Origin of the sequence: Olsenella absiana, assembly GCF_036408855.1 — a bacterium.
Taxonomy (GTDB): domain Bacteria; phylum Actinomycetota; class Coriobacteriia; order Coriobacteriales; family Atopobiaceae; genus Olsenella_K; species Olsenella_K absiana.
Genome location: NZ_JAZGJQ010000003.1, coordinates 24,408 through 42,967, shown reverse-complemented (window position 1 = coordinate 42,967; position 18,560 = coordinate 24,408). Strand labels below are relative to the sequence as shown.

At 67.5% G+C, this 18,560-nt stretch carries 14 protein-coding genes; 5 read left to right on the top strand and 9 right to left on the bottom strand.

The window, feature by feature from the left end; translation table 11 throughout:
* Positions 1 to 173: 173 nt before the first annotated feature.
* The 3 genes from VXJ25_RS03590 to VXJ25_RS03580 are packed head-to-tail and all read left to right on the top strand — an operon-like array spanning position 174 to position 2,502.
* Positions 174 to 734, top strand: a complete 561-nt coding sequence (locus tag VXJ25_RS03590; RefSeq protein ID WP_330957852.1) for a glutathione peroxidase — start codon at positions 174 to 176, stop codon at positions 732 to 734.
* Complete coding sequence (locus tag VXJ25_RS03585; RefSeq protein WP_330957851.1) at positions 734 to 1,306, top strand: MarR family winged helix-turn-helix transcriptional regulator; 573 nt, start codon at positions 734 to 736, stop codon at positions 1,304 to 1,306. Before VXJ25_RS03590 ends, VXJ25_RS03585 begins: the two co-directional genes overlap by 1 nt.
* Positions 1,303 to 2,502: a cation diffusion facilitator family transporter gene (locus tag VXJ25_RS03580; RefSeq protein WP_330957850.1), complete on the top strand. Its 1,200-nt coding sequence runs from the start codon at positions 1,303 to 1,305 to the stop codon at positions 2,500 to 2,502. Before VXJ25_RS03585 ends, VXJ25_RS03580 begins: the two co-directional genes overlap by 4 nt.
* A 149-nt stretch (positions 2,503 to 2,651) precedes the next feature.
* On the opposite strand, the gene eno is transcribed toward VXJ25_RS03580, so the two are convergent.
* From eno to VXJ25_RS03565, 3 genes are all read right to left on the bottom strand, one after another.
* Positions 2,652 to 3,947, bottom strand: coding sequence for a phosphopyruvate hydratase (gene eno / locus VXJ25_RS03575; RefSeq protein WP_330957849.1), 1,296 nt, complete (start codon positions 3,945 to 3,947; stop codon positions 2,652 to 2,654).
* Between the two features lie 540 nt (positions 3,948 to 4,487).
* Positions 4,488 to 5,615, bottom strand: coding sequence for a 5-methyltetrahydropteroyltriglutamate--homocysteine S-methyltransferase (locus VXJ25_RS03570; RefSeq protein WP_330957848.1), 1,128 nt, complete (start codon positions 5,613 to 5,615; stop codon positions 4,488 to 4,490).
* 73 nt (positions 5,616 to 5,688) lie between these two features.
* Positions 5,689 to 6,618 (bottom strand): LysR family transcriptional regulator, encoded by a 930-nt coding sequence (locus tag VXJ25_RS03565; RefSeq protein ID WP_330957847.1) that lies wholly within the window; start codon positions 6,616 to 6,618, stop codon positions 5,689 to 5,691.
* A 256-nt stretch (positions 6,619 to 6,874) separates the two neighbouring features.
* Between VXJ25_RS03565 and VXJ25_RS03560 the strand changes: the two genes are divergently transcribed.
* A complete protein-coding gene (locus VXJ25_RS03560; protein WP_330957846.1) occupies positions 6,875 to 8,134 on the top strand; it encodes an Nramp family divalent metal transporter in 1,260 nt (419 codons plus the stop codon).
* 111 nt (positions 8,135 to 8,245) lie between these two features.
* On the opposite strand, the gene VXJ25_RS03555 is transcribed toward VXJ25_RS03560, so the two are convergent.
* The 6 genes from VXJ25_RS03555 to ahpC all read right to left on the bottom strand — a co-directional run bounded on the left by VXJ25_RS03555 (position 8,246) and on the right by ahpC (position 17,782).
* The gene (locus VXJ25_RS03555) at positions 8,246 to 9,109 is read right to left on the bottom strand and encodes a class C sortase (RefSeq protein WP_330957845.1); all 864 of its coding nucleotides are present in this window, start codon (positions 9,107 to 9,109) and stop codon (positions 8,246 to 8,248) included.
* 88 nt (positions 9,110 to 9,197) lie between these two features.
* On the bottom strand, positions 9,198 to 10,859 hold the full coding sequence (locus VXJ25_RS03550; protein WP_330957844.1) for a SpaH/EbpB family LPXTG-anchored major pilin: 1,662 nt from the start codon (positions 10,857 to 10,859) through the stop codon (positions 9,198 to 9,200).
* Positions 10,860 to 10,945: 86 nt separating this feature from the next.
* Complete coding sequence (locus tag VXJ25_RS03545; protein WP_330957843.1) at positions 10,946 to 12,619, bottom strand: isopeptide-forming domain-containing fimbrial protein; 1,674 nt, start codon at positions 12,617 to 12,619, stop codon at positions 10,946 to 10,948.
* Entirely contained in the window at positions 12,606 to 15,170 is a 2,565-nt protein-coding gene (locus tag VXJ25_RS03540) for a DUF7601 domain-containing protein (protein ID WP_330957842.1), read from the bottom strand. Before VXJ25_RS03540 ends, VXJ25_RS03545 begins: the two co-directional genes overlap by 14 nt.
* Positions 15,171 to 15,417: 247 nt before the next feature.
* A complete protein-coding gene (locus tag VXJ25_RS03535; RefSeq protein ID WP_330957841.1) occupies positions 15,418 to 17,127 on the bottom strand; it encodes an FAD-dependent oxidoreductase in 1,710 nt (569 codons plus the stop codon).
* Between the two features lie 91 nt (positions 17,128 to 17,218).
* A complete protein-coding gene (gene ahpC / locus VXJ25_RS03530; protein WP_330957840.1) occupies positions 17,219 to 17,782 on the bottom strand; it encodes an alkyl hydroperoxide reductase subunit C in 564 nt (187 codons plus the stop codon).
* 291 nt (positions 17,783 to 18,073) lie between these two features.
* Between ahpC and VXJ25_RS03525 the strand changes: the two genes are divergently transcribed.
* Positions 18,074 to 18,469, top strand: a complete 396-nt coding sequence (locus VXJ25_RS03525; protein WP_330957839.1) for a Fur family transcriptional regulator — start codon at positions 18,074 to 18,076, stop codon at positions 18,467 to 18,469.
* The last annotated feature ends 91 nt before the right edge of the window (positions 18,470 to 18,560 follow it).

The following is an 18,560-nucleotide window of genomic DNA, read 5'->3' as shown; positions in this document are numbered from 1 at the left end:
CGCGGAGCCCGCGACCACCCGGGCTCCCCCAGGCGGCGCGAGCCGTGCCCCCGTTCCACAATCTCATTGTGTGCAATCGGTTGTGTCCCATCTTTTTGCAAGCGCACCCTCCGCGTCGGCGCATACTGGACGCGTAACCAAGCGCCGGGCGAGGCCCGGAGGAGGGAGCCACCATGGCATCCGACAAGACCGTGGACTACCACGACTTCAGCGTGACCGCGCAGGACGGCAGCGCCGTCAGCCTCCACGACTACGACGGCAAGGTGCTGCTCGTCGTGAACACAGCGACCGGCTGCGGCTTCACGCCCCAGTACGAGGACCTCGAGCGCATCTACGCCGCCCACCGCGACCAGGGCTTCGAGATCCTGGACTTCCCCTGCAACCAGTTCGCCGACCAGGCGCCCGAGTCCGACGAGGAGATCAACCGGTTCTGCTCCCTCAAGTTCAACACCGAGTTCCCCCGCTTCAAGAAGCTCGACGTGAACGGTGACACCGCCGATGCGCTCTTCGCCGCGCTCGCGACGGAGCGCCCCTTCCAGGGCTTCGGCAGCGGCATCAAGGCAAAGGCACTCGAGAAGTTCGCCCGTATGAACAACAAGAAGTACGGCGACAAGGCCTACGTCATGTGGAACTTCACCAAGTTCCTCGTCGCGCGCGACGGCCACCTCGTGGCGCGCTTCGAGCCCACCGCCGACATGGCCGAGGTCGAGCGCGCAATCGAGGCGGAACTCTAGTGGGCGCGACGTCCGAGAAGGACCTGGGGCCGACCGGCCCCGGCGCCCCGGGCGCCGAGGGGGCGGCCGCCGCCTCCCGCGACGACCCCTCCTGTGAGGCGCTCCTCCTCGACAACCAGCTGTGCTTCCCGCTCTACGCCTGCTCCAAGGAGGTCGTGCGCAGCTACCAGCCTCTTCTCGCCCCCCTCGGCCTCACCTACACGCAGTACCTCTGCATGATGGTTCTCTGGGAGGAGCAGGTGACGAGCGTGCGGAGCCTCGGCGAGAGGCTCTACCTGGACTCCGGCACGCTCACGCCGGTCCTCAAGAAGCTCGAGGACCGGGGCTACGTGACCCGCGAGAGGAGCGTCGCCGACGCCCGCGTCCTCGAGGTCAGCCTCACGCCCGAGGGCCGCGCCCTCCGCGACCGCGCCGCCTCCGTCCCCCCGGAGATGGCCTGCCACGTGCACCTCTCTCCCGAGGAGGCCGTCGAGCTCAAGCGCCTCCTGGTCAAGGTGCTCACCCAGGTCCGCGGCGGCGGGGCGGGCGGTACCGGCACATGCGCGCAGACGAAAGGAGAGGACGGGGAATGAGCATCATGAACACGGAGGACAACGAGAGGGACAAGGCACCCGCGCCCGGACGTAAGAAGGGCAAGGCGCCCTCGCCCATCCCGACCACCGACCGCGAGAGGACCATCGTCCGCACCAGCATCCTCGGCATCGTGGCCAACGTGCTGCTCGCCGGGTTCAAGGCCGCGGTGGGCGTCCTCTCGAACTCCATCGCCATCACCCTCGACGCCGTAAACAACCTCTCCGACGCGCTCTCCTCGGTCATCACGATCGTGGGCACCAAGCTCGCCGGACGCGCGCCGGACAAGCGCCACCCCATGGGCTACGGCCGCGTCGAGTACCTCACGGCGATGGTCATCTCGGTCATCGTGCTGTACGCCGGCATCACCTCCGGCGTGGAGTCCGTGCAGAAGATCATCTCGCCCGAGACGCCGGACTACTCCGCCGCCGCGCTGGTCGTGGTCGCCGCCGGCGTCGTTGCCAAGGTGCTCCTCGGCCGCCACGTGCAGTCGGTCGGCCGACGCGTCAACGCAGACTCGCTCGTGGCCTCGGGCCAGGACGCGCTCTCGGACGCGGTGCTCTCCGTGTCCACGCTGGGTGCCGCCTTGGTCTACCTGGCGTTCGGCATCTCGCTTGAGGCCTGGGTCGGCGCCGTCATCTCCGCGTTCATCGCGAAGGCCGGCCTCGAGATGCTCTGGCAGACGCTCAGCCAGATCCTCGGCGAGCGCATGAGCCCGGAGCTCGCCGAGAAGGTCAAGGGCGTCATTGCCGAGGAGGACCGCGTCCTGGGCGTCTACGACCTCATCCTCAGCAGCTACGGGCCCGAGCGCAGGGTCGGGTCGGTCCACGTCGAAGTCCCCGACACAACCACGGCCGAGGAGGTCGACGAGCTCGAGCGGCGCATCGCCCAGCACGTCTTCGAGCGCACGGACGGCCAGGTCATCATCGCGGCCGTGGGCATCTACTCGAGGAACACCAGCAAGGCCGTCGCCGACATGCGCGAACGCGTGAGGCGCATCGTCGTGGGCCACGACCACGTGCTGCAGTTCCACGGCTTCCACGTGGACGAGGCTCGTCACCTGCTCGAGTTCGACGTGATCATCGCCTTCGAGTCGCCCGACCGCCAAGGCGAGTTCCACCAGATCGTGCGCGAGGTCGAGGATGCCTTCCCCGACTACACCGTGCGCGCCGCGCTCGACAGCGACGTCACGGACTAGCCTCCCCGGGCGCTCGCCTGGCAGGCGCGGGCGAGAAGAGCGCGGCGGTGCGGGCTTGCCCCGCACCGCCGCGTTGCGTCTACGTAGAAGCCGCGGATGTCCCTAGCCTGCCAGATGTCCCTAGCCCGCCAGCCTTGCTCCGAGTTCTTCTATGCGCGCGAGATGTTGTAGAACGCGGAGCGGCCGGCGTATTCGGCGGCGTCGCCCAGCTCCTCCTCGATGCGGAGCAGCTGGTTGTACTTGGCCACGCGGTCGGAGCGCGCGGGCGCGCCGGTCTTGATCTGGCCCGCGTTGGTCGCCACGGCCAGGTCGGCGATCGTGGTGTCCTCGGTCTCGCCCGAGCGGTGCGAGACGATCGTGGCGTAGCGGGCGCGCTGCGCCGTCTGCATGGCCTCGAGGGTCTCGGTGAGGGTGCCGATCTGGTTGACCTTTACGAGCAGCGCGTTTGCCGCGCCCAGCTCGATGCCGCGCGAGAGGCGGGCGGTGTTGGTGACGAACAGGTCGTCGCCCACCAGCTGCACGCGCCTACCGAGGCGCTCGGTTAGCTGGCGCCAGCCGTCCCAGTCCTCCTCGGCAAGGCCGTCCTCGATCGAGATGATCGGGTAGGACGAGACGAGCTTGTCCCAGTAGTCGACCATCTCGGCGCTCGTGAGCGTGCGGCCCTCGCCCTTGAGGACGTAGGTGCCGGTGGCGGCGTCAAAGAGCTCGCTCGTGGCGGGGTCCATGGCGAAGACGAAGTCCTCGCCGGGCTTGAAGCCCGCCTTCTCGACTGCCTTCATGAGGTACTCGAAGGGCTCGGCGTTGGTCTTGAGGTCGGGGGCGAAACCGCCCTCGTCGCCCACGCCGGTGGAGAGGCCCGCGTCCTTGAGCACGCCCTTCAGGGTGTGGTAGACCTCGGCCGACCAGCGCAGCGCGGTGTGGAAGTCGGGAGCACCGACGGGCATGATCATGAACTCCTGGAAGTCCACGTTGTTGTCGGCATGAACGCCGCCGTTCAGGATGTTCATCATCGGCGTCGGCAGCGTATGCGCGTTGGGGCCGCCAAGGTAGGCGTAGAGCGGCAGGCCCGCGGACTGCGCTGCCGCGCGGGCGGTTGCCAGGCTCACACCCAGAATCGCGTTGGCGCCGAGCTTGCCCTTGTTGGGGGTGCCGTCGGCCTCGACGAGCGCGGCGTCGACGGTGCGCTGGCTGCGCGCGTCCAGGCCGAGAACCGCCTCGCGCGCCTCGCCGTTCACGTGGGCGACGGCCTTCTCGACGCCCTTGCCCTGGTAGCGGCCGGCATCTCCGTCGCGCAGCTCCACGGCCTCGAACTCGCCGGTAGAAGCGCCCGAGGGGACGATGGCCCTGCCGACGGAGCCGTCCGCGAGCGTGACCTCTGCCTCGACCGTGGGGTTGCCGCGGGAGTCCAGGACCTCTCGCGCGTGGACCTTCTCGATGGTGCTCATGGTGTGCAACCTTTCGTTTCGTCGTCGGACGGGGCCGAGTTCTCGTCCCCTCGTCCACACGTATGTTTACCTAACCTTACTTATGTGTACCCATCCTGGGCGACAATAACGCGGGGCTCGCCTCTTTATGGCCCTTTTTGTTTTGGCCCTTTTTGGGATCTGGTGGACAGCACGCGCCACGCTCTTCGGAAGGCCGGCGCGGCTCTTCGGGAGGCCGGCGCGGCTCGGCCACCTGGATTCCTTGGCCCCGCCAGTCGTCTCTTCGACCTCCCACTAGGAACAGCGAGTAGCCTTGAGCGTGAAATTACGCACGACTGAGTTTAGGTTTGTGGATTTGCAGGCATTTCAGATACCTTAAGTACAACCGTGCGTAGTTTCGCTTCGAGCGCCCGACCGCGAGGGCCAGTGCGCCCACATCGCGCCCCATCCTCCCAGACGAGGGGGCGCCATGAGAGGGCACTTTCGGACGGGCCCACGTGGTCGGACGCCACCGCGGGCCGGACGCCGCCGCGGCAACGTCTGGCCCCGGGCCCACGCGGCCTATCCCCAGACGCGCTCGGCAACCTCGCGTACGAGGGCGACCTTCGCCCACTGCTCGTCCTCGGTGAGCTTGTTGCCAATCTCGCACGACGCAAAGCCGCACTGCGGCGAGAGGCACAGGCTCTCGAGCGGCACGTACTTCTCCGCCTCGCGGATGCGCGCGACAATGGCCTCGGGGTCCTCGAGCGCACCCCTCTTGGTCGTGACGAGCCCCAGCACAACCTTCTTGCCCGCCGGCACCTTGGCCAGCGGCTCGAAGCCGCCCGAGCGCGCGTCGTCGAACTCCAGGAAGAAGGCGTCGACGTCCTCGCGGGCGAGCAGGAAGTCTGCCACGTCGTCGTAGCCGCCCTCGCAGGCCCAGGTGGAGTGGAAGTTGCCGCGGCACACGTGGGTGTTCACCGTGAGGTCGGCGGGACGCCCCTCGAGTGCGCGGTTGTTGACGTCGAGCAGGGCCTCCTTCACGCGCTCGAGGCCTGCCGCGTCCGTACCGAAGAACTGCTCGGCGTGCGGGTCCACGACCATGCCCCACGAGCAGTCGTCGAACTGCAGGTTGCGGCAGCCCGCGGCATACACGTCGGCGATAAAGGCGCGGTAGGCCGCCACGACGTCATCGGCGAGCTCCTCGTCCGTCTCGTAGTAGCGGCGCGTGGCCTCGAGGTTGAAGGGCATCGCGAACTGCTCATAGAACTGCGCAGGCGCAGGGATCGTGAGCTTGGCCACGCACTTCTCGTCCTCGAGCGCCTGGACGAAGCGGAAGTGCTGGATAAACGGGTGGCCGCCGCTATAGGCAATCTTCCCGGTGAGGTAGGTGTCGTCGATCTTTGCCGCCTCGTCGTGGAAGGGCAGGCCGGTCTCGGTGGGCTTGTGCGCCACGCCGTCGAACGCCCACATGAAGTCGAGGTGCCAGGTCTCGCGGCGGAACTCGCCGTCGGTGATCACGCCCAGGCCGGCGGCCTTCTCCTTTGCGACCAGGTCCCGGACGCACTCGTCCTCGATGGCCGTGAGCTCCTCGGCCGAGATACGCCCGGCCTTCCAGTCGACACGGGCCTGCTTCAGGCGCGCGGGCCTGAGGAAGCTACCGACCACGTCGAAGCGATGCGGGGTCTTCTTGTCATATGCAATGCTCATGGGGCTACCTCTCTCCTGTCGTTGACACCAGATATGGTGCCCCTTGTGAGAAGCCAAAGGAACTATCGATGCGCTATTGCTTGCTATAGCCAGAGGCTATGTACTTTGCAACGTAGGCGCTCAGGTGCTCGAGGTAGCGCTCCGCCATGGGCGAGAGGGGCCGACGCGGCTGGTGGATGTAGCCCAGCTCCATGGTTCCGCCGTCCGCGAGCGGCACCGCGACGATCTCGTCGCCGTTGAGGTCCGCACTCAGGATGCCCGAGGAGACCGTGTACCCGTCGAGTCCAATGAGCAGGTTGAAGAGGGTCGCGCGGTCCGTGACGACGACGGCCTTGTCGACCTGCTCGGTGATGTGGGGCTCCTCGGCGAAGTAGAACGAGTTGCGCGAGCCCTGGTCGTAGGAGAGGCGCGGATAGGGCGCCAGGTCCGCGAGCGTCACGGACGCGCGCGCCGCCAGGGGGTTGGCGCGGCTTACAAACACGTGCTCGCGGGCCTCGAAGAGCGGCTCGAAGCGCAGCTCGGCATCGCGGATGGCGCTGGTGAGCACCTCTCGGTTGAAGTCGTTCCGATAGAGCACGCCCAGCTCGGAGCGCTGCAGGCGCACGTCCTCGATGGTGCCGAAGGTGGTCCCCTCGCGCAGGCTGAACTCGTAGCGGCTCTCGCCGTGCTCGCGCACCAGCTCGGCGAAGGCGTTGACCACGAAGGCGTAGTGCTGGCTCGAGACGCCGAAGACGCGGCGCGGCGGGGTGCCGTGCTTGTACTGGGCCTCGAGGAGGGCGGCCTGCTCGACGACCTGCCGCGCGTACGAGAGGAACCGCGTGCCGTCCTCGGTGGGCACAACGCCCTTGCTCGAGCGCTCGAAGATGGTGATCCCCATCTCTGCCTCGAGCTCCGAGACCGCCTTGGAGAGCGACGGCTGCGCGACGAAGAGCCTGCGCGCAGCCTCGGTGATGGAGCCCGCCGTGGCCACCTCGACCACATAGCGGAGCTGCTGCAGCGTCATGGCATCCCCTCCCGTCCCCGTGCGCGCCGGACCGAACCGCGCGCCACAGCCTCGATGGTACACGCCCGCACCACGCCGCGCTGATTTGCCGTTCTCGGCATATGCCACGGCACTATAGTGAATAATGATACATGTTACTGATAATAACGGGGCACCCCCGCCGAAGGCTCGGATGGGCCCAGGCCCGCCGCGTGCGGCGGGCCTGCATGGGCTACGGACCTCTTCGCCGGGGGCGCCTAGGAAGCGAGGACGAGACATGGACGTTCGCGAGGAGCTGGCGGCGCGCTACGGCGCAAAGAGGACCGGGGGCCACGGCGGTCTCGAGATCCTGAGGCACATCGGACCCGGCCTGCTGGTCACGGTCGGGTTCATCGACCCGGGCAACTGGGCGTCGAACATGGCGGCGGGCTCGCAGTTTGGCTACGGCCTCCTGTGGGTGGTCACGCTCTCCACCCTGATGCTCATCCTGCTGCAGCACAACGCCGCACACATCGGCATCGCCACCGGAGACTGCCTGGCCGAGGCCACGCGCAAGCACCTCCCGCGCTGGCTGGGCACAGCCATCCTCGCCACCGCCTACGCGGCGACCGTCGCCACCGCACTGGCCGAGGTCCTCGGCGGCGCGATCGCGCTCCAGATGCTCTTCGGCCTCCCGGTGCGCGTCGGCAGCCTCCTCGTGGGTGCGGCCTCCGTCGCCATGCTCGCCACCAACTCCTACAAGCGCATAGAGCGCTGGATCATCGCGTTCGTCTCGCTGATCGGCATCGCCTTCCTCGTCGAGCTCGCCCTGGTGAGCGTCGACTGGCCGCAGGCGGCCGCCTCCTGGGTCACCCCGAGCTTCCCCGCGGGCTCGACCGCCATCGTGATGAGCGTCCTGGGCGCCGTCGTTATGCCGCACAACCTCTTCCTGCACTCCGAGGTGATCCAGAGCGTCCACTACGAGCAGCAGGGCGAGGAGGTCGTCCGCGAGCGACTGCGCTACGAGCTCTTCGACACGCTCTTCTCCATGGGGATCGGCTGGGCGATAAACTCGGCGATGGTGATACTCGCCGCCACGACGTTCTTCTCGCACGGCGTCGTCGTGGACGACCTCGCGACCGCGGCGGCCACGCTCTCCCCCATCCTGGGGCCCGCGGCGTCGACCATCTTCGCCATCGCGCTGCTGCTGGCCGGCCTCTCCTCCTCCGTCACCGCCGGAATGGCGGCTGGCACCATCAGCGCGGGCATGTTCGGCGAGGAGTACGACATCCACGACCGGCACTCCTCGGCGGGCGTCGCGCTGTGCATGGCCGTGGCAACCCTGGCGTGCCTGCTGGTGCGCGACACCTTCCAGGGCCTGGTGCTCTCCCAGGCGCTACTCTCGCTGCAGCTCCCAATCACCATCTTCACGCAGATCCGGCTCACGAGCTCCAGGCGCGTGATGGGCGCCTTCGCCAACTCGCGGCTCACGAACGCGCTCTTGGTGGCCACGGGCGTCGTGGTGACGGGCATCAACGTGGCGTCACTCGTCGGGTAGGCGCGACTCGCGGGGGAAGGGGGTCGCACCCGCGTCGCGCCGCGTTCACGTCCGAGAAGGACGTGCGCCCGCCGGGCCCGGCCCCGTGCCGCCCCCTCCCCTGGGCCGGGCCTAGCCCCGCCGGCGCGCCTTGCGACGACGGTGGACCACCACGTCCACGGCGACGCCGGCGAGCGCCGCGGCCACCACGACGACGGCCCACTCGCGCGCGCCCCAGTGGCGCTCCGTGACGGCCGCCTGCTCCTCGGCCTCCTCGGGCTCGTAATCCGTGCGCTCGCAGTGCACCAGGAGCCTATGGTCGTTCACCCCGTAGGGGGTGCAGGTCACGAGGGTGAGCAAGTCCTCGCCCGGAGCGATCCCGAGCGAGGAGACCTCGTCGGGCCACACCACCTCCGAGGACGTCACGCGGTAGGCGTAGGTGTCCCCCATGGTGTGGAGAAGGACCAGGTCCCCCGGGACGAGCTGGCGGATGTCGTCGAACATGCGGAGGTTCCGCATGCCCGAGTGCGCGGTGATGACGCAGTGGGTGGACGCCCCGCCCACGGGCAGGCTCGTGCCCTCCAGGTGCCCGACGCCGGCCATGAGCGCGGACTCGCTCGTGCCGTGGTAGATGGGCATGCTCACGTCGATGGAGGGAATCTCGACCCAGCTCATCATGGGGTCGCGGTCGTAGGTGAGCTGCCTGGAGTAGTCGACGATGTCCGCGGGGTCGAGGTCCGGCTCCTCGCCGGCGAGCACCTGGTTGTAGGAGCGCGCCTGGTCGAGGTACCACTGCCTCTCCCCCGACGGCATCGAGTCGACACGCGCCGACACCTCGGAGATGGTCGCGCCCACGCCGTACTCCTCGAGCGCATCTACCACCCACGGCCACACCATGAGGCCCACGCCGAGAAGGATGAGGCCCACGGTGATGAGCCGGTCCGCCCACCGCGGCAGCCGACGCCGCCTCTCGTCGTGCTTGGCATGCGTGCCCACACGCGCCTCCCCACCAGATGGGCCCCGCACGCGGCGGGGCCCACGACTTGCCAACCTTTGCAACCTGCGCTACGTACCGGCAGCCACGCTACTCCGCACTATCCTCGGCGTTCTTGCGGGAGCGGACGAGATGCGTGATGCCCAGGGCAAGAACGGCACCGCCAGCGATCCAGGTGATGGTGATGCCCGCCTGGCCGGTGAGGGGCAGGCTCATGCCCGCCTTGTCCTTGACAACCAGGTCGACCACGCCGTCATAGACGTTGATGTCGGACACGTTGGCGTTCGAGGTCTGGACGCGAATCGTGTCGATATCGCCCGTGGCCTCCTTGTAAACGGGATAGATCTGGAAGGTGAAGCTGGGCACCGTGTTGTACCCATCGGGAGCCTGGGTCTCGACGACCGTGTACTCGCCCGCGTCGAGCCCCTTCACCGAGATGCTGCCGTCGGCGCCCGACGTGAACTCGTAGGCCGTATCGCCGAGCGTGCCATCCTGCTGCACGTACTTCTTGCTCGCGTCGCCGCCCTCGTCGGCACCGGTGGCCTGGATGGTGAACTTGGCGCCCTGAAGGCCCTTGGAGTTATCCGAACTGTCGACCTTCATGAGCATGAGCTGGTAGGTGTAGTCGCGCACCGTCGCCGGCGTGGTGTCGCCGTGATCGTTAGTACCCGGGTTGTTGGAGTACGTGAGCGTCACCGTGTTGTCGTTGGATTTGCTGGCAACCATTGCCTTGTTGTTGAGCTTGGCCGTGTAGTACACGTTCACCACGGAATTGGACGTGATGGAGATAGCGTTGTCCTTCGTATCCTTCACCGACTTGAGGTCGTTGATGGTAACGGTGAGCGTGTTTTTGGCGGAATCGAGAGCGACGGTGTAGTCATCGGCGCGCACCTGGGTCTCGGTCTGGGCGGCATCCCCCGTTGCCGGGTTCTGCACCATGACCTTGACCGAGTCCTTATTAGCCGAAAGCCCCGAGTCGAGGACGTCCTTGAAGGAGTAGTAGTACGTGTCGTAGCTCGCAAGCGCCGTGGCGACCGTGCCCGTGAGCTTGTAGTCGACGTTCTGGCCGATCTGGGAGTCCGCAACCTTTGCCCAGTCGGAGCCCGTCGCGTCGTTCTTGATGAACTTGCTTACGGTGGGCAGGCTCGACTTCTGGTCGACCGTCACTGCGCTGCCGCCGACCACCGCGTAGATGGGGGCGGTACCCACCTTATCGATCAGGCCGTCCGTCGTGTCACTGTCGGTCACGAACAGCCAGTAGCCCTCATCGAGCGTCGCCTTGGTGTCGGGCTTAATCGTGGTCGCAGTCGCACCCGCCGTGCGCATGGCGGCGGCGATTTTGCCGAACGCATCGTCGGCATCGACAACGGTGGCCGACCCCGACCCAGACGCATGCTCGCTCAGCCAGTCGGCTGCATCCTGCGCGGACGTGCCCGCGTAGGTGGGCTCGACGGCCTTGATCGCGGCCTCGACAGCCGTCTGGGCCTGGGTGCTGCCCCAGACGATGTTTGACACCGCCTTGGACGTCGTGGCGCCCACCGTCTGGTCGGCAACGTCCGCCTTGAAGAGCTGATAGCCCAACAGCGTCGTGGTATCCGACGAGACATGCGTGTTCGCTTTGATCGTGATGTCGCCCTGGGTCGCCGTCCCGTCTGCCGCGAACGCTGCGACCGGTGCCGCGACCGGGCCGAGGGCCATCGTGAGCGCCAGGCCGGCCGTTACCGCCATGCGTGCGATACTGTGCTTCCTCATGGTCTTTCCTCTCTAACCTTCGGGCGCTTCGCCCAGGTCACATAAACCTATCCCGTCTCCCATGCAAACCGTGGTGGCTTCCGGCATTAGGGCCGGCGCTTTGGATCTCCCTTCCTTCGCCGGATCGCGAACACGATCAGAGCCGCACCGACCACTGCAAGGCAGATGGCAGGCAGGTACGACGTTGGGTCCCCGGTGAACGGAGAAGAGCCACCCGGCCTGCGAGGCGCGGGCTTGTCGCTCGAGGGAACGGCCGTGGTGCCGTTGAGCACCGAGACATCAGCCTCACCGGAGTCCTTGTCAAAGCTGTCGGCCCTCAAGGGCAACTCAGCCGAAAGGCGCTCGTCACTGGTCGAGCGGAGAATCTGGGGATCAAGCCCTACGGTCAGCGTGATGGAGGGTGCGCCCGAGAAGGACGCGTAACCCTCGGGAGCCTGGACCTCCTCAACCTTAAAGGTGCCGGAGTCGACGCCGCGCACCGCAATGGCGCCGTTCTCGTCAGTGGTCACGGTGGCGTCGTCCGTGGTCCAGGTGCCGTCCTGCGTGAGGTGGTACCCGCGGTCGTCGGTCACGCGCAGCACGGCGCCAGCCAGGGTAGCCTCGCTCGTGGCGTCACGCTTGAACAGGTTGAGGTCCCACGTGTAGGCGATGGCCTCGTCCTCCTGCGTCTTAGCCTGCGTCTCCGAGTACGGCGTGCTTGGATAGCGAAGCGTCACCGTGTTGGGGTTGCCGTGCGCCGCTCCGCGCTCCGCGTCCTGCACAAGCGGTGCGTCGTAGACCACGCAGGCCTCAAGTCCCAGGTCGGCGTAGACGCCGTGGCTGGATGCGGAGGCGATGAGGTCGGCAACATCGACATCGAAGGTCGATCCGTTCTCGCCTGCGGGGCGTGTTACGTATTCCTTCTCGTCCAGCTCGACCCAACCGTCGCCGGGCTTGGTTCCCTTCGCCCATGGCGAGGCGCCCGCCGGAGCAATGTACACGTGCACGTCGCTTGGCTGCTCAAGGCCGGAGGACAGCTCGTCATGGAAGGTGATCGAGTACGTCTTGTAGGCGGAGTCGGGCGAGAGGTTCACAGGAACGGTGGCAGCAAGGCGCCAGTCGAGCTCGTCCCCCACGGTGGCGTCGGCCTGCTTCTGCCAGCTGTTGCTCGAGTCCTCGAGCACGCTCTTCTCGACCGTGGGCACCGAGGTCTTGGTTGTCGCCGTGACGTCCGCGCCGCCCACAACAACGAGAATCGCCGCGGTGCCGGACTGGCCGGCGCCCACGGAGTCGCCATTGGCGATGAGGAGCCAGTAGCCCTCATCGAGCGTCGCCCGCGTACCTGCGGTAACGTTCGCCGTGGGCGCGTCGCCCGCGAGCGAGCGCGCTATGGCGGCGGGCACGGAGGAGGCCGTTGGCGCGGAGGCCGCGTCGCTCTGGACGTTCTCGTTCAGCCAGTCGGCAGCGTCCTGCGCGGTGGTGCCGCTGTAGGACTGGTCGACGGACTTGATGGCGGAGGTGACGGCCCTCTCGGCGGCATCGCTTGCCCACTTGACGTTGGCGAGGATCTTGTGACCGCTCGCGGCATCGCTCACGTCTGCCTTGAAGAGCTTGTAGGCGTCAAGCGCGGTCGACGCGCCATCGGTTGCGGTGACGGTGAGGTTGCCGGTCCCGCCCTCCGCGAGCGCGCGGACGGGCGAGCAGAGCGCGAACACGCAGACTGCCAGGGCGGTCGCGATGCAGATTGCAATGGTGCGCGAGATGGACTTAGTCACGGCCATCGCCTCCCTTCTCGGCTGCGTGGTGACGGATGTGCGTCCATGCCGCCGCAGCGGCAAGCGCGCCGAGGCCTATGGCATAGGTGACGCCAAAGCCTGCCTGGCCCGAGAGGGGCAGCGTGACCGCACCGCGCGTGTTGGTGAAGGTCGCCTGCGCCGTTTTGCCCTTGGCGATCGTGCCTTCGGCGTTCTCGGACGAGGTGACGTAGTCGCCGTTCGACTCCTCAATCACTTTGTAGGTTGCACCGGCAGGCAGGGCCGAAGCGGTCTTGGTCTCGCCGTCCTTGAGCGTGAAGGTGGCCGTGCCGTCGTCGAAGGTCATCTCGCCATAGGTGCCGGAGAGATGGGCACCCGAGCCGCCCAGCTCCACGGTGAAGGTGAATTCGCGGGTAGAACCCACCTCGCCCTTCACGTGCTTGGTCACGGAGAGGGAACCCTCTTTGATGGCGTTGTTCACGGCGACCGTGGCGTCAGCGGAGAGCGCGCCGGACGCCGGCTTGGAGCTTCCGTTATAGGTCGCGTCGTAGAGCGGCGCATCGGTCGCGGTGCTCGCGGTCTCCTCCACCGTGTAGGTGGTGCCGGACGGGATGCCCGCGATCGTGACCTGCTGGCCGGCAGTCAGCGTCACCGAGCCCGTGCCGTCGGCGCCGAACGCGATCTTGCCGTCGGCCGGGGCCGTGGCGCCCGAACCGGACACGCTGCCGCCCGTGTAGTCGTATTCGCCGGAAAGCGGGGTGCCATTCGCGTCCTTCAGCGTGACCTTCAGGGTGAAGGGCTGGGAGGCGTCGGCCGCTTGGCCCGAGACGGTCTTGCTCAGCGTAAGCTTGTAGAGACGGGTGTTGGTGAAGGCAGCCGTAGCGGTTGCGTCCTTGGCTATCGCGCCCGAGGTGCCCGTCGCGGTAGACGCATAATCCGCATTCGACGTTTCGGCAACCGTGTATGTCGTCCCCGCAGGCAGATGCTCGGCCTTTGCGCTCTCGCCGGCCTTAAGGGTGACCTTTGCCACGCCGTTCGTGAAGCTCATGTCACCGTACGTGCCGTTGATGTTCGTATCGCCCAGCGTGACCGTGAAGGTGAAGGCGGTTGTGGAGTTCGTCTCCCCCACCACCGACTTGGAGACGGTGAGGCTGCCCTCGTTCGCAGGAGCGAGCCGCAGCGTGGCGCTCACCGGCTTCTGCTTGATGACCGCACCGATCATGTGCTGGAAGTTCTTGCCGTCGGAGGCGGTGTAGGTTTCGGGGTGGGGCGAGTACTGGCGGTACTCCTGCAGCCAGGTGAGCGTGTCGGAGGCCGTAATCTCCATATCGGTCGCAGTCGGCTTCGTCGTCGAGGCGAGGAAGAAGCTCGTTCCGGCAGTCACCTTCGTGATCGGCGTCCCATCGGGCTTGTGAGCCGACACGCCCGAGGGGAGCGTGAGCGTGTACGTGCCATAGTAGTTCTTGCCTTCGGTCACCGAGAGCGTGCCTGTCTTCCACACCCCGTACTCGGGGTCGTAGACGAACTGGCTGTCGCCGGTGATCTTCACGTTGCCCGCATCGGGTTCGGCGCGCAGGACCTGGTCGGCGGTGGCATAGTTGAGCAGCTTGACGGCGAGCGCCTTCTGCGTGACCTCGCCGCTCTTCGAGGTGAGCGAATTGTTCTCGATGCCGTAGTCGCCGAGCACGGCCCAGATGGCGTACTGGGTAGCGTTGTAGGCCTCAGACTCGGTCACCGTATCGGCGTCGGAGTGGTTCCGGTCCCACAACTTGAGCGGCGTTTCGTTGTCGGTGGCATAGGCCATGGCGACCGCTGCCTGGTAGAAGGGCGTGGCGCGGATCTCCGCCGACGTGTGTCCGGAGGGGGTCGTGGCACCGGTAAAGTAGTAGTTGAAGAGCTCATCCGCCACGAACTGGCTGAGCTTGTTGAGGTTTGCGGTGTTGTCCGGGTAGTCGCTGTAGGAGAACACCGTGTCGCCGATGGAGTCGGGGAAGTCTGACCTGATCCAGCTTGGCGGGTTGAGCAGGGCGTTGAAGGCATCCGCGGAGATGCCCGTGGTCGAGTCGACGACGGTGTACATGTTCATGCCGTTGTAGGGGTAGCCCGCGTAGAGGATGGCGAGGAGCTTGTCCATGCAGGCATCGTAGTCGGCCTGGGACTTGAATTTTTGCGGCGTCAGATAGCCTTCGATGTAGGAAGGCACGTTGGAGATGCTCGGCGTGGTATGCGGCCAGTGCGACTGGTTGTTCATGCAGTAGAGGATGATGCGGCCGCTGGCGCTTTCGGGGTCGGGCACGTAGTGGATTTCGGTTTTCTCGTCGTACTGAATCTGCACCGTGCCGGAGCCGCCCGAGGCGGTCTCGGCAGAGACGTCCTCGGTCGCCACCTCGCCCTCGCTGGTCGCAGCCGGCGTCGTGGCCTCGTCTCCCGCAGTCGCGGCTTCGGCTACGGCCACGCCCTCCGCAGCCGTTATGTCCGCGGTGCCGTCCGCAGCGTCGATGCCGGCCCCTGCGACCACCTCGGCGACGGCGCCCGTCGGCAACAGGCAGAGCGCCAGCACGAGACCGGCGACTGCCAAGAGGGCGAGCGCGCACGCCCTTCTCGTTGTTCTCATATGCTCTCCAGTAGGACGACCCAGACGAACCCTCGTCGAGACCTTGGCTCCAGCGATACGTGCAGGCACCCTCAGGGACGTGCAGCCTCCCGACGACTAACAAGGTATCAGAACGAAATAGTACTAGGAGACTATTCTTTTCTCCGACACCTCGGTGCAGCAGACGGCGGGCGCCCGCTTGGCGCGGGTGCCCGCCTGCGAGCCACGTCGGCTACCCTACGAGGGAGAGGATCTCCGAGAGACCCTTCTTGCCGAAGCTCACGCGCTCACCCGCGCCGTCCTCCACCACGAGGCACGGGACGCTCATGACCGAGTAGCGCTCGCGCAGGCCGGGGAAGCGGTTGACGTCGTAGACGTCGGCGGTTACCAGGGGGTTGTCCGCCGCCATGCGCTGGCAGGCCACGACCACGTCCGGGCACATGGTGCAGGAGAGCCCCACGAGGACCCGTAGGCTCACCGGTCGCGAGATGGCGGCGATGGCCGCGCGGTCGGCTTCGGCGACGGGCTGACCCGGGCCGGCGGTGTTGTAGAGCCCCAGCACGAACGAGGTGAACTCGTGGCCGCCGGGCACGCCGTGGAAGGCGAGGCCGGAGGGCGTGCCGTCCGCGCGCACCACCTCGACGAAGGGCAGCTCGGACGCGTCGTCCGCGGAGGCGTCCGCCTCCTCCACCGTGAGCTTGTCCGTCTGGGCGGCGAGCGCGCGCATGTACGCCGCAAGCTCGGCCGAGACGTCGCCGCCGTCGAGGTGCAGGCGCAGGACGAGCGGGGCGTCCATGCGCGAGAAGACCGCCTGGAGCTGCTCGGCCATCTCGGCGTCGATCGGAGAGCCAGGGCTGGCCGCGGAGGCCGCGACCACGCCGCCCGCGGCCGCGACGGGGCCGGACGCGCCCGGGGCGGCAGCGGGGGCCGCCGGCTGGCCTACACCCGCACGCACGCGGCTCGCCGGCTGGACGGGCACGATCCCCGTGCGCTCGCGCGCCGCCTTGAGGTAGCGCTCCATCTCGGTCGCGGTGGCCGCGCCCTCGCCGACGGCGGTTGCGACCTGGCGCAGCCGCTTCTGGCAGACGTCGCCGGCGGCAAAGAGGCCGTCCGCGCTCGTCATCTGCCGGTCGTCGGTCACGACGTAGCCCCGCTCGTCGAGCTCGCACAGGCCGGACACGAGCGCAGTCGCCGGTGCATAGCCCACGAAGACGAAGACGCCCACCGCTCCGCCGTCGGCCGACGAGTACACGCTCTCCTCGCCCGTCGCGAGGTCGCGCCACCGGACGCGGCGCACCACCGAGTCGCCCTCGACGGAGACGAGCTCCGCGTTGGTGAGCACGGTGACCCTCTCGTTCGCCAGGGCCGCGTCCGCCGTAGCCTTGGCGCAGGTGAAGCCGTCGCCGCGCACCAGGACGGTCACGTGCGAGGCGTAGGTCGTGAGGAAGACCGCCTCCTCGGCCGCCGCGAAGCCACCGCCCACCACGAAGACCTCCCGGCCCGAGAAGAACTCGCCGTCGCAGGTAGCGCAGTAGGCAACGCCGTGCCCGCGGAACTCCTCCTCCCCCGCGAAGCCCGCGCTCCTCGGGGAGGCACCGGTTGCGAGAAGGACCGCGAGGCTGCGAACGTCGCCGCGCGAGGTGCGCACCACCTTCACGTCGCCCGACAGGTCGAGCGACTCCACGTCGGCGAGCAGCATCTCCGCGCCGAAGGCCTCGGCCTGCCGGCGCATGGTGTCCGTGAGCTCTGCCCCACTCGCCGATAGCACGCCCGGGTAGTTCACGACCTCCGAGGTGATGGTTATCTGGCCGCCGAAGCGCTCGCGCTCGACCACCAGGACGCGGTACCGCGCGCGGGCGAGGTAGAGGGCCGCCGTGAGCCCCGCGGGGCCTCCGCCCACCACGACCGCATCGTAGACTCGCCCGTCGTCCTTCTCGCTCATGCCATTCCTCCTTCTCCGCCTCGCGGCATCGCAGGGGCCCGCCGGCTGGCGGCGGGCCCCGTGGTTCGGGTCCTTCTCCCCTAGGGGTTCCCTAGAGCTGGCCGACCAGGTCCAGGGAGGGCTTCAGGGTCTCGGCGCCCGGCTGCCACTTGGCGGGGCACACCTGGTCGCCGTGCTCGCGCACGAACTTGGCGGCCTGGACCAGGCGCAGCAGCTCCTTGGCGTTGCGGCCGATGCCGCCGGCGGTGACCTCGTAGACCTGGATCCTGCCGTCGGGGTCGACGATGAAGGCGCCGCGCTCGGCGAGGCCGTCGGACTCGATCAGGACCTCGAAGTCCTCGGCGAGAACGTGAGCGGGGTCGGCGAGCATGGGGTAGCCCACCTTCGAGATGCGCTCGGACTCGTCGTGCCAGGCCTTGTGGACGAAGTGGGTGTCGCAGGAGACGGAGTAGACCTCGCAGCCCTCGGCCTTGAAGGCGTCGTAGTTCTCCGCGAGCTCCTCGAGCTCGGTCGGGCAGACGAAGGTGAAGTCGGCGGGATAGAAGAAGAACAGGGCCCACTTGCCGAGGACGTCCGCCTTGGTGACGGTCTTGAACTCACCGTTCTGGAAGGCCTGGACGGAGAACTCGCCGATCTCCTTGTTGATGAGGGACATGTGACGCTCCTTTGCTGTCGTGGCGCCTCTTTGGCACCTCTTTATTCGTACTGAGTCTTATTATCGTTATTGGTGGCGTGATTGCAAGGGGGAATTCGGGAGAATTTCCTCGGGTCGCCCCGGCGTGCGCCCGGGGCGGGGCCGGGCGGGGGCCAGTGCACGGGCGATGGGGTTGGGAGGGGTATATTATTGATATGTAGTCCTATTATCCTGAAGCGGCTTTGGGTACCATTGAGGCATGAGAGAAGTGCGGGGCGGCTTCGCCGGCCCCGTCAGAACAGGGAGCCTGACATGGAGAGAAGGAACACGCGTCAGCGCCAGCTGGTGCTCGAGGCGGTGCGGGAGCTCTGCGACCACCCCACCGCCGACGAGATATACCTGCACGTGCGCGAGCAGGACGACCACATAAGTCGCGGCACCGTCTACCGCAACCTCCACCTCCTCGCCGACTCCGGCGAGATCCTCTCGGTGAAGACCCCCGGTGGCGAGCGCTTCGACCGGCGACGCGACCACCACGCGCACCTCGTCTGCTCCGTCTGCGGCAACGTGACGGACGTCTCGGTGCCAGACGAGACCGACCTTTGCGCCTCGGTGCAGCGCGCGACGGGCTATGCCGGCGTCACTGCGAGCACCATCCTGACGGGCGTCTGCCCGGCCTGCCAGGAGGCGCAGGCGAAACAGGCCTAACTGCGGACTACGGCGCGGGACTGGGAGCCGGGGCCGGATCCCGTCCGACGCCCCGACCCCGTGCCCGTCGCACGCTTCCCTAGCGGGACCT

What these genes read in the sequence shown, in the direction of transcription:
- VXJ25_RS03590 (WP_330957852.1), top strand. Translation starts at nt 174, where the DNA reads ATGGCATCCGACAAGACCGTGGACTACCACGACTTCAGCGTGACCGCG.
- VXJ25_RS03580 (WP_330957850.1), top strand. Translation starts at nt 1,303, where the DNA reads ATGAGCATCATGAACACGGAGGACAACGAGAGGGACAAGGCACCCGCG.
- eno (WP_330957849.1), bottom strand. Translation starts at nt 3,947, where the DNA reads ATGAGCACCATCGAGAAGGTCCACGCGCGAGAGGTCCTGGACTCCCGC.
- VXJ25_RS03570 (WP_330957848.1), bottom strand. Translation starts at nt 5,615, where the DNA reads ATGAGCATTGCATATGACAAGAAGACCCCGCATCGCTTCGACGTGGTC.
- VXJ25_RS03565 (WP_330957847.1), bottom strand. Translation starts at nt 6,618, where the DNA reads ATGACGCTGCAGCAGCTCCGCTATGTGGTCGAGGTGGCCACGGCGGGC.
- VXJ25_RS03560 (WP_330957846.1), top strand. Translation starts at nt 6,875, where the DNA reads ATGGACGTTCGCGAGGAGCTGGCGGCGCGCTACGGCGCAAAGAGGACC.
- VXJ25_RS03550 (WP_330957844.1), bottom strand. Translation starts at nt 10,859, where the DNA reads ATGAGGAAGCACAGTATCGCACGCATGGCGGTAACGGCCGGCCTGGCG.
- VXJ25_RS03545 (WP_330957843.1), bottom strand. Translation starts at nt 12,619, where the DNA reads ATGGCCGTGACTAAGTCCATCTCGCGCACCATTGCAATCTGCATCGCG.
- VXJ25_RS03535 (WP_330957841.1), bottom strand. Translation starts at nt 17,127, where the DNA reads ATGAGCGAGAAGGACGACGGGCGAGTCTACGATGCGGTCGTGGTGGGC.
- ahpC (WP_330957840.1), bottom strand. Translation starts at nt 17,782, where the DNA reads ATGTCCCTCATCAACAAGGAGATCGGCGAGTTCTCCGTCCAGGCCTTC.
- VXJ25_RS03525 (WP_330957839.1), top strand. Translation starts at nt 18,074, where the DNA reads ATGGAGAGAAGGAACACGCGTCAGCGCCAGCTGGTGCTCGAGGCGGTG.